The organism is Rhodosalinus sp., from assembly GCF_041685465.1.
Classification (GTDB): domain Bacteria; phylum Pseudomonadota; class Alphaproteobacteria; order Rhodobacterales; family Rhodobacteraceae; genus Rhodosalinus.
In genome coordinates, this window is the sequence record NZ_JAWLFS010000147.1 from 1 (window position 1) to 7,573 (window position 7,573).

Below are 7,573 nucleotides of genomic sequence, written 5' to 3' on the forward strand. Positions count from 1 at the left end.
AGGGGCAGAGCCCCTCGCCGGCGCTGCGCTCGACGTGCGGGTCAGCCTCGGGCAGATGACCCCCGCCAGGTCGCTTTCGGCCTTCGAGGGCGCAGACCTTTGCGGCTGCGGGACTGCCCGGCATCCCGGAACGCGCATGCGCCGCGCCGGGCAACTGATCCCGGCGCCGCGGGCCGGACGCGTCTCAGGGGAGCGTGCGGACGAGCATGAGCGCGTCCACCGGCGGATGTCCGGTCCGCTGGTAGTAACCGGGGCGCAGTCCAGCTTCGGCCCAGCCGTCGGCCACGTAGAGCGCGCGCGCCGCCCAGTTGTCGGCCGCCACCTCGAGGAAGGCCTCCGTCGCCCCGCGCGCCCGTGCCTCGGCCGCGAAAGCGGCGAGGCAGGCGCGCGCCAGGCCGCCGCGGCGGTGGTCCGGGTCGGTGGCGAGCGTGAGAAGCTCCGCCTCTCCAGCGACTGCGCGGCCCAGCGCCACGGCGCGCGCGTCGCCGACGGCAAAGACATGCGGGCTTTCCAGGAGGGCAGCGAACTCTGCCGCGCTCCAGCCGCGGGCGGGCGCGACGGCGCGGGCGTGGAGCCCCTCCAGCGCCTCAGGCGTCATCGAGGATCACCGGCGGCGCCTCGCGCGCGGGCGCGGCGTCGGGCGGGCGGATGTAGAGCGGCGCCGGCGGCTCGCTCCCGTGCTGCGCCGCCGCCGCGCGCGCGATGCCCTCGGCCAGCGCGGCGGGCGCGGGCGGAAAAGCGAGCGGCAGGCCGCGCGCCTCGGCGGCCTCCGCCTCGAGAAGCTCCGGCGCGGCACCGGGTGCGGCGGCGTAGAGCCGGCCCTGCGGAGCAGGCACCACCGCAAGATGCGGCCCCGGCGTCCGCGCGTGGATCACCGCGAAGGTCGGCACGCCCACGGCCGGCACTCCGAGCCCGAGCGCGAGCCCCCGCGCCGCGGCGACGGCGATGCGCAGGCCGGTGAAATTGCCCGGACCGGTGCCCACGCCGATCCGCCCCACGTCGGGCCAGCGAAGGCCGGCCCCCGCGAGCATCTCTTCGAGCATGGGAAAGAGCCGCTCGGCCTGGCCGCGCCCCATCTCCTCGGCGCGCACGGCCAGAACGCGATCGCCCGACAGCAAAGCGGCCGCGCAATGCGCGGCCGATGTGTCGAAGCCGAGGACCAGAGGGTCAGACGCCGACAGGGCGTACCTCCGTCACTTCGGGGATGTAGTGGCGAAGCAGGTTCTCGATCCCCATCTTGAGCGTCAGCGTCGAGGAGGGGCAGCCCGCGCAGGCGCCCTGCATGTGCAGGTAGACGACGCCGCGCTCGAAGCCGTGGAAGGTGATGTCCCCCCCGTCCTGCGCCACCGCCGGGCGCACGCGGCTGTCGAGCAGCTCCTTGATCTGGCCCACGATCTCACCATCCGCGCCGTCGTGCTCGGCATGGCCCGAGGCGGCGGAGGCCTGCCCGGACATCACCGGCTGGCCGGACTGGTAATGGTCCATGATCGCACCGAGGAGCGCGGGCTTGATGTGGTCCCATTCGACCGCGTCCTCCTTGGTGACGGTGACGAAATCCGTCCCGAAGAAGACGGCGCGCACGCCCTCGACCCCGAAGATTCGCGTCGCGAGCGGCGAGACCTCGGCGCCCTCGGCCGAGGGAAAATCGGCCGTCCCCGTCTCCAGCACGGTCTGGCCGGGCAGGAATTTCAGCGTCGCCGGGTTCGGCGTGGGTTCGGTCTGAATGAACATGGGCAGGCCCTCTCTGTTGGACGGGATATGCGCTCCGCCGGAGCCTGCGTCAAGACTTGGAACCGTTCTAAACCATGAGGGCCCTCAGGTGATCGCCTCGAGCCGCTCCTTCGAAAGGTCGCCCGGCACCACCGTGATCGGCACCGGCAGGGTCCCGGCGCTGCGGGTGAGTTGCGTCACCAGGGGGCCCGGCCCCTTGCTTCCGGAGGCGGCGCCGAGCACCAGAACGCCCACCTCCTCGTCCTCCTTCAGCTGCGCGAGGATCTCCGGCACCGTCTCGCCCTCCCGGATGACGAGCTCGGGCTCGACCTTCTGGCGGTCGCGCATCCATTTGGCGAAAACCTCGTAATGGGCGTGGATGCGCTCGCGCGCCTCCTCGCGCATCACCTCGCCGACGCCGATCCAGTGCTGGAACTCGTCCGGAGGGATCACGGCCAGCACCGAGACGCCGCCACCCGAGCGCGCAGCGCGCATGGCGGCGAAGCGCATGGCGTTCAGGCATTCGCGGCTGTCGTCGAGCACGACGAGGAACTTGCGCATCGGGCCTCCTTTCACGCGCAGGATGGCGCAGGGCCGCGGGCGGCGCAAGCGACCCGCCGCGCGCGCTGCCTGCGCGCGCGCCTCGCTCGGACGTCCGCGAGGAGGAACCGGAGGGACCGACGCGCGCCCGCCGGATCAGCGCGGCGCCATGCGGATCGCGCCGTCGAGGCGGATCACCTCGCCGTTCAGCATCGGGTTTTCCATGATGTGGCGCGCGAGCTCTGCGAACTCCGAGGGGTCGCCGAGGCGCGAGGGGAAGGGGACCTGCTGTCCGAGGCTGTCCTGAACCTCCTGCGGCAGCCCTTCGAGGAGCGGCGTGCGGAAAAGCCCCGGCGCGATGGTGCAGACCCGGATGCCGAGGCTGGAAAGGTCGCGCGCCATGGGCAGCGTCATGCCCACCACGCCGCCCTTGGAGGCGGCGTAGGCGACCTGCCCGATCTGCCCCTCGTAGGCGGCGACGGAGGCGGTGTTGACGATCACGCCGCGCTCGCCGTTCTCGCCCACAGGCGCCAGCGCCGCCATGCGCGCCGCCGCCTGGCTCGCCATGTGGAAGGTGCCGATCTGGTTCACCCGGATCACCTTCGCGAAGAGCGCGGCGTCGTGCGGGACGCCTTTCGAGACGGTCTTGGCCGCCGGGCCGATACCGGCGCAGTTCACGCAGACGCGCGGCGTGCCGAGCGCGGCCTCCACCGCGTCGAGCGCGGCGGTCACGCTCTCCGGGTCGCTGACGTCGGTTCCGTGAAAGAGGCCACCGGTGGCCTCGGCCATGGCCTGTCCCTTCTCCGCGTCCATGTCGAGAATCGCGACGCGCGCGCCCTCTTCCGCCAGCATCCGCGCCACCGCGCCGCCGAGGCCCGAGGCGCCGCCGGTGACCGCCGCCACCGTTTCCTGTCCGATCTGCATCCGCTCCTCCCTTGGTTGCCGGCGGAGTTGTCCGCCCCCCGTGCGGCGGCGTCAACCGGCCTTGCCAAGCCGCGCCGCCCGGGCCACGCTCGCTGCCCGCAACAGCAGGAGGAGACGCCGCATGTCCGACCGCGCGCCGCCCGGCACCCGCGCCGACTACGCCGCCTTTCACACGCTGCCCACGCGCTGGGCCGACAACGACGCCTACGGGCATCTGAACAATGTCGTGCATTACGCGCTCTTCGACACGGCGGTGACGCTCTGGCAGATGGCCGAGGGGTGCTTCGACCTGACGGGGACAGAGGCGCGGCTCCTCGTGGTCGAGAGCGGCTGTCGATATCACGCCGAGGCGGGCTTCCCCGACACGATCCATGCGGGCCTCCGCCTCGGCCGGCTCGGGCGGAGTTCATGGACGACGGACATCGGGCTTTTCCGCAACGACGAGCCGGATGCTTTCGCCGAAGGCTTCTTCGCGCAGGTGCAGGTGGACGCCGAAAGCGGCCGGCCCCTGCCGCTCGGCGAGGCCGCGCGCCGCGCGGTGCTGCGCCTGGGCGTCTGAGGGCCGATCCGGCGGCGGGGGGCGGCCGCGTTGACCGCGGGACGGGGCTTGGCTACCACCCCCGCGACGCGAGGCTGGAGCAGGGGGGAGCCGGGCCATGGCCGCCACGGAAACGATCAACGACGTCGTCCAAGTCGAGCGCGAGGGCGCGGTCGCGCTGATCCGCATCGACAATCCGCCGGTCAACGCCGCCGGCCTCGCGGTGCGCGCGGGGCTCGTCGACGCGATCGATGCGCTCGAGGCCGACATGGAAGTGAAGGCGATCGGGCTCTACGCCGCCGGGCGGACCTTCATCGCCGGCGCCGACATCCGCGAGTTCGGCAAGCCGCCGGTCGATCCCTGGCTGCCGGACGTGGTCAACCGCATCGAGGACTGCGCGAAACCCGTGGTCTGCGCCCTGCACGGCACGACGCTCGGTGGCGGGCTCGAGGTGGCGATGGCCGCGCACTACCGCATCGGCACGCCCCGGCTGCGCATCGGGCTGCCCGAGGTGTCGCTCGGCCTCCTGCCCGGCGCCGGCGGCACGCAGCGCGCGCCACGCCTCGCGGGGATGCGCATGGCGCTCGACATGATCACCTCCGGCCGGCACGTGCCCGCGCAGGAGGCGCTGGAGGCCGGCCTGCTCGACGAGATCCGTGACGGCGCGCCGCGCGAGATCGCGCTCGCGGGCGCACGGGACGCCGCCGAGGCGCGCATCGAGACGCGGCGCACCGGCGATCTGCCGGTCGCGCCGGACGAGGCTGCGCTCGCCGACTACCGCGCGAAGATGGCGGCGGAGGTCCCGCACCTCTTTTCGCCGCACAAGTGCGTCGAGGCCGTCGCGGCCGCCGCACGCCCCCTTGCCGAGGGGCTGGCCGAGGAGCGCGCGCTCTTTCACGCCTGTCAGGACAGCCCGCAGCGCGCCGGTCTCGTGCATGCCTTCTTCGCCGAGCGGGCGGTCGCGAAGTTCCCCGAACGGGACGCCGAGCCGCGCGAGCTGAAGAGGATCGGCGTGATCGGCGGCGGCACGATGGGCTCGGGCATCGCCACTGCCTGCCTGCTCGCCGGCTACGACGTCACGCTGGTCGAGGCGTCGACCGAGGCGCTGGAGCGTGGCCTCGCCACCGTGACGAAGAACCTCGACGGCGCGGTGACGCGCGGCAAGCTCGACGCGGCGGGCCGCGAGGCGACGCTCGCCCGGCTCGACAGCGCCACGGAGATCGCGGCGCTGGGTCAGGCCGACCTCGTGATCGAGGCGGTCTTCGAGGACATGGGCGTGAAGAAGGAGATTTTCGGCAAGCTCGACGCCACGCTCGCGCCCGGCGCCATCATGGCGACGAACACCTCCTATCTCGACGTGAACGAGATCGCCGCGGCCACCTCGCGCCCCGAGGCGGTGCTGGGGCTGCATTTCTTCTCGCCCGCCCACGTCATGAAGCTCGTGGAGATCGTGGTGGCCGACAGGACGGCACCGGAGACGGTCGCCACCGGTCTCGCGCTGGCGAAGAAACTCCGCAAGATCGGCGTGCGCAGCGGCGTCTGCGACGGCTTCATCGGCAATCGCCTGATGCAGCATTACCGCAAGGCGGCGGACTACATGCTCCTCGACGGGGCGCATTTCCAGGAGATCGACCGCGCGCTGGAGGGCTTCGGTTTCGCCATGGGGCCCTTCCGCGTGTCCGACCTCGCCGGGCTCGACATCGGCTGGAGCTACCGCAAGCGCCATGCCGACACGCGGCCTGCACAAGAGCGCTACGTCCCGGTGGCCGACCGGATCTGCGAGGCCGGCATGTTCGGGCGCAAGACGGGCAGCGGCTATTATCTTTACGGCGCGGGACAGGGCGGTCCGAACCCCGAGGCCGAACGCATCCTGGAGGAGGAGCGCGCGCGTGCCGGCGTCACGCCGCGCAGCTTCACCGACGAGGAGATCGTCGCGCGCTACATGACCGCGATGATCGCGGAGGCGACGCGGGTCGTGGAAGACGGCATCGCCCAACGTCCCATCGACGTCGATGCCGTGCTTCTTTTCGGCTACGGCTTCCCGCGCTTCCGCGGCGGGCCGCTCCACCACGCCGACCGCATCGGCCTTGACGAGGTGATCCGGCGCATCGAGACCTACGCGGCGGAGGACCCGCATTACTGGCAGGTGCCCGGCCTCCTCCGGCGGCTCGCGGGGGAGGGCAAGACCTTCGCGGACCTGAACGGATGAGCAACCCGCTCCACGACCGGCTGTTCGGGCGGCATCTGGGGCGCGAGACGCCCTTCCTGCATCTGACGGACGGCACGGTGCTCACGCATGACGCCTTCCTGCGGCTCTCGGGGCGCTTCGCCCATGCGCTCACCGCGGCGGGGCTGGCGCCCGGCGACCGGCTGGCGCTGCAGGTGGAAAAATCGCCCGAGGCGCTCGCCGTCTTCGCGGCCTGCGCGGCGGCGGGCGTGATCTTCCTGCCGCTCAACACCGCCTACACGGCGGCCGAGCTCGACTACTTCATCGGCGATTCGGGCGCGCGGCTCTTCCTCTGCGATCCCGCGACGGCCCATTCCCTGCGCCCCGTCGCCGAGGCGCAGGGCGCGCGGCTCGAGACGCTGGGCCCGGACGGCACGGGCAGCTTCGCCGATCTCGCCGCACGCCAGCCCGAGCACTTCGCGCCCGTGCCGCGATCGGAGGACGACCTCGCCGCCTTCCTCTACACCTCCGGCACGACGGGGCGATCGAAGGGCGCGATGCTGACGGCGCGCAACCTCCTGTCGAACGCCGAGGTGCTGACCGAGGCCTGGCGCTTCACCGCCGACGACGTGCTGCTGCATGCGCTGCCCATCTTCCACACGCACGGGCTCTTCGTGGCCACGAACGTGATGCTCCTCGCCGGCGGCGCGATGCTCTTCCACCCGAGGTTCGACGCCGCCGCGGCGATCCGCGACCTGCCGCGCGCGACCGCGATGATGGGGGTGCCCACCTTCTACACCCGCCTTCTGGAGCAGGAGGAGTTCACCCGCGAGACCTGCGCGACCATGCGCCTCTTCGTCTCGGGCTCCGCGCCGCTGCTCGCCGAGACGCACCGCCGCTTCGAGGACCGCACGGGCCACCGCATCCTCGAGCGCTACGGCATGACCGAAACGAACATGATCACCTCCAACCCCTACGACGGCGAGCGCCGGCCCGGCACCGTGGGCCTGCCCCTGCCGGGGGTGGAAATGCGCATCTGCGACGCGCACGGCAGCGAGGTCGCACCGGGCGAGACGGGCGTGATCGAGGTGCGCGGCCCGAACGTCTTCAAGGGCTACTGGCAGATGTCCGAGAAGACCGCCGAGGAGATCCGCGAAGACGGGTTCTTCATCACCGGCGACCTCGCGCAGGAAGACCCGGACGGCTACGTCACCATCGTCGGCCGCGCCAAGGACCTCATCATCTCCGGCGGCTTCAACGTCTACCCGAAGGAGATCGAGGAGGCGATCGACGCCCAGCCCGGCGTGCGCGAGAGCGCGGTCGTCGGCGTGCCGCACCCGGACTTCGGCGAAACCCCCGTCGCGATCCTGGTCCCCGAGGGCGCGGGCCCCGACCTCGCGCAGGTCGAGCGGGCCCTGCGCGACGCGCTGGCGGGCTTCAAGCAGCCGCGAAAGCTGATCCTCGTCGACGCGCTGCCCCGCAACACCATGGGCAAGGTGCAGAAAGCCGCCCTGCGCGCCCGCTACGCCGACCTCTTCACCTGAGCGCCGGGCGCCGCGCCTGCTGTGGCTGCGCCGCGGCCCGACATCCCGCGCCCGACGGGCTGCCCCCGATGACACGCCCGGCCGCCATCGCCGGGGGCCGTCGGCACGCAACAGGCACCCCGGCCGATCCCGCGTGCGATCCGCCGCCCT

At 72.5% G+C, this 7,573-nt stretch carries 8 protein-coding genes; 3 read left to right on the top strand and 5 right to left on the bottom strand.

All coding sequences use genetic code 11. The features are described 5' to 3' along the window. Positions 1–184 precede the first annotated feature (184 nt). From ACESL7_RS10475 to ACESL7_RS10495, 5 genes are all read right to left on the bottom strand, one after another. Positions 185–598, bottom strand: coding sequence for a GNAT family N-acetyltransferase (locus ACESL7_RS10475; RefSeq protein ID WP_372893270.1), 414 nt, complete (start codon positions 596–598; stop codon positions 185–187). Further along, the gene (tsaB, locus tag ACESL7_RS10480) at positions 588–1,181 is read right to left on the bottom strand and encodes a tRNA (adenosine(37)-N6)-threonylcarbamoyltransferase complex dimerization subunit type 1 TsaB (RefSeq protein WP_372893277.1); all 594 of its coding nucleotides are present in this window, start codon (positions 1,179–1,181) and stop codon (positions 588–590) included. The genes ACESL7_RS10475 and tsaB overlap by 11 nt, the downstream gene beginning before the upstream one ends. Beyond that, on the bottom strand, positions 1,168–1,731 hold the full coding sequence (locus tag ACESL7_RS10485) for a NifU family protein (protein ID WP_372893271.1): 564 nt from the start codon (positions 1,729–1,731) through the stop codon (positions 1,168–1,170). The genes tsaB and ACESL7_RS10485 overlap by 14 nt, the downstream gene beginning before the upstream one ends. Positions 1,732–1,815: 84 nt before the next feature. After that, positions 1,816–2,271: a universal stress protein gene (locus ACESL7_RS10490; protein ID WP_372893272.1), complete on the bottom strand. Its 456-nt coding sequence runs from the start codon at positions 2,269–2,271 to the stop codon at positions 1,816–1,818. Between the two features lie 135 nt (positions 2,272–2,406). Then, complete coding sequence (locus ACESL7_RS10495) at positions 2,407–3,174, bottom strand: SDR family NAD(P)-dependent oxidoreductase (protein WP_372893273.1); 768 nt, start codon at positions 3,172–3,174, stop codon at positions 2,407–2,409. A gap of 121 nt (positions 3,175–3,295) precedes the next feature. Between ACESL7_RS10495 and ACESL7_RS10500 the strand changes: the two genes are divergently transcribed. From ACESL7_RS10500 to ACESL7_RS10510, 3 genes are all read left to right on the top strand, one after another. Then, on the top strand, positions 3,296–3,733 hold the full coding sequence (locus tag ACESL7_RS10500) for an acyl-CoA thioesterase (protein ID WP_372893274.1): 438 nt from the start codon (positions 3,296–3,298) through the stop codon (positions 3,731–3,733). A gap of 97 nt (positions 3,734–3,830) precedes the next feature. Next, on the top strand, positions 3,831–5,921 hold the full coding sequence (locus tag ACESL7_RS10505) for a 3-hydroxyacyl-CoA dehydrogenase NAD-binding domain-containing protein (RefSeq protein ID WP_372893275.1): 2,091 nt from the start codon (positions 3,831–3,833) through the stop codon (positions 5,919–5,921). Then, the gene (locus ACESL7_RS10510) at positions 5,918–7,423 is read left to right on the top strand and encodes a malonate--CoA ligase (RefSeq protein ID WP_372893276.1); all 1,506 of its coding nucleotides are present in this window, start codon (positions 5,918–5,920) and stop codon (positions 7,421–7,423) included. The genes ACESL7_RS10505 and ACESL7_RS10510 overlap by 4 nt, the downstream gene beginning before the upstream one ends. The last annotated feature ends 150 nt before the right edge of the window (positions 7,424–7,573 follow it).